The sequence below is a fragment of the Peristeroidobacter agariperforans genome (genome assembly GCF_004138335.1).
GTDB lineage: Bacteria > Pseudomonadota > Gammaproteobacteria > Steroidobacterales > Steroidobacteraceae > Steroidobacter > Steroidobacter agariperforans.
The window spans coordinates 1-2253 of the sequence record NZ_RYFW01000013.1; the positions used below are offsets into that span (position 1 = coordinate 1).

Below are 2253 nucleotides of genomic sequence, written 5' to 3' on the forward strand. Positions count from 1 at the left end.
TGTCATCGGTCACGCAAAACTCCCCAGCTACGGTCACTTAAAATTCCTCACCCTCCTGTTCTGGCCGGAGGGTCATCCGATGTTGGACGATGTCATCGACGGGCAGACCATGGCGCCACCGAGCAAGAGCGAGGTGGAGGCTGTTATGGTGGGCCAAGAACGCTGGGACCAGATTCGTCGGATGTTTTTCGACGAGAAGATGGCGATCGCACAGATCGCCCGGCGCTTGGGCATGGACCGCAAGACAGTGCGACGCTGGGTGCGTACCCAGTGGAAGCCTTATCAACGCGCTGCAAAGGAAGAGACGTTGCTCACTGCCCACGCAGATTTTCTGCGTGAGCGAGCCCCGCAAGTTCAGTATTCCGCGCAGATTCTCTTCCAGGAGCTGCGGCGTCTGCGCGGCTATCGTGGTAGCTACGAGACAGTGAAGCGTTTTGTGGCGCCTCTGCGAGAACTGCAGTTAGCAGCGGAAGCCACTCAGACACGATTTGAGACGCCGCCTGGCCAACAGAGCCAGATCGACTGGGGCCAGACTCAGGTGCCGTTCCGAAGCGGCCGGCGCACCGTCCACTTCTTCGTTCTGACGCTCGGATATTCTCGCCGAGGTTTCTATTGGCCATCCGCCGATGAGCGTATGGCTCAGTTTCTCGATGCGCACGAGCGTGCCTTCGAGCACTTCGGCGGGCACACTCGCGAACATCTTTACGATCGAACCCGCTGCGTATGCTATCCCGATGGCGACGGTCGTGTGGTGTGGAACCCGACGTTCAAGAGTTTCGCTGAGTACTGGGGCTTCGAGCCCCGACGCTGCCGGCCTTATCGTGCTCAGACGAAGGGCAAGGTTGAGTCCGGCGTGAAGTACATCAAGCACAACTTTCTGCCTGGACGTGAGTTCGTCGACATCGTCGATCTCACTGAACAACTGCGTGACTGGAACGCCACGATCGCCGATGTGCGCATCCATGGCACGACGCATGAGCGTCCGATCGATCGCTTTGTCGCGGAACAGCCGAGCCTCGTACCGACGGCGAGTCAGCGATCCTTCGCACAGGAAGGCCGACGCAGCCGGATCGTCGCCAGCGACTATCTCGTCAGCTTCCGCACCAATCGCTACTCGGTGCCCTTCCAGCTCATCGGGCAGACGGTGGAGTTACAAGCTCGCGAAGGACAGCTCACGATTTACCACCGAGACCGGTGTGTCGCCGAGCACCCGATGCTTGAGGGGCAGTATCAGCTTCGCATTCTGCCCGAGCACGGCCCTGGCGCGATTGCTCGTAACGCTCGGCATCGATTCGGGCTCGCCGGCGCCGTGGATGCGGTGCCATATCACAACGAAGTGGAGGTTCGTGACCTGTCCCTTTACGAGCAACTCGTCGACTCCGTCCCCGTGGAGATCACCGTATGAACGCCGCACAGCTTGAGAGATTGCAAGAACAGTGTTCCCGGTTGCGACTGGTCAAGTCTCGAGAGCGCATCGAGGCCTTGCTGCAGGAAGCCTCAAGCCAGGAGATTCCGTACGCGGACTTCCTGGATCGTTTGCTCACCGAAGAAGTCGCCGCAAAGACCGCCAAGAACATCACGATGCGTACGAACTTGGCGCGCTTCCCGTTTGTGAAGGGGCTGGAGGTGTTCGAGTTCGGTTATCAGCCCTCGATCGACAAGAAGCAGATTCAGCAGCTCGCCACCTGTCACTTCATCGAGCATGGCGAGAACGTCGTGATTCTCGGTCCGCCCGGCGTCGGCAAAACTCACCTGGCTGTCGGGCTAGGCATGAAGGCGATCGAAGCAGGCTATCGCGTGTTCTTCACGACCGCGGCGAACATGATCGCCGTGCTGACACGAGCTCTCAGTGAAGGTCGTCTCGAGGAGAAACTCAAGCACTACACCGTGCCGCGGTTGCTCATCATCGATGAGATCGGCTATCTGCCCATCGATCGCGGTGGCGCCAATCTGTTCTTTCAGCTGATCAGTCGACGATACGAGAGAGGTCCGATGATTCTGACCAGCAACCAAAGCTTCGGTTCATGGGGTGAAGTGTTCGGCGATCGCGTCATCGCCACCGCCATCCTGGATCGGGTGCTTCATCACGCGATCACTCTGAACATCCGCGGCAACTCCTACCGGCTGAAGGAGAAGCTCAAGGCCGGGTTGATTCGCTCAGAGGAACCCACCACCACGATTAACTGAGGACCGGGCGGGTGGGTGAGGAATTCTCAATGACCGCAGATGGGGAAATTTGAATGACCGTTGACA

General features: G+C 58.9%; 2 protein-coding genes. Both read left to right on the top strand.

Annotated elements, in window-relative coordinates; genetic code table 11:
- A partial coding sequence (gene istA, locus EK373_RS32925; protein ID WP_232831461.1) for an IS21 family transposase occupies positions 1-1405 on the top strand: 1405 nt, incomplete at its 5' end.
- Entirely contained in the window at positions 1402-2187 is a 786-nt protein-coding gene (istB, locus tag EK373_RS32930; protein WP_129649615.1) for an IS21-like element helper ATPase IstB, read from the top strand. The genes istA and istB, both read left to right, overlap by 4 nt.
- The last annotated feature ends 66 nt before the right edge of the window (positions 2188-2253 follow it).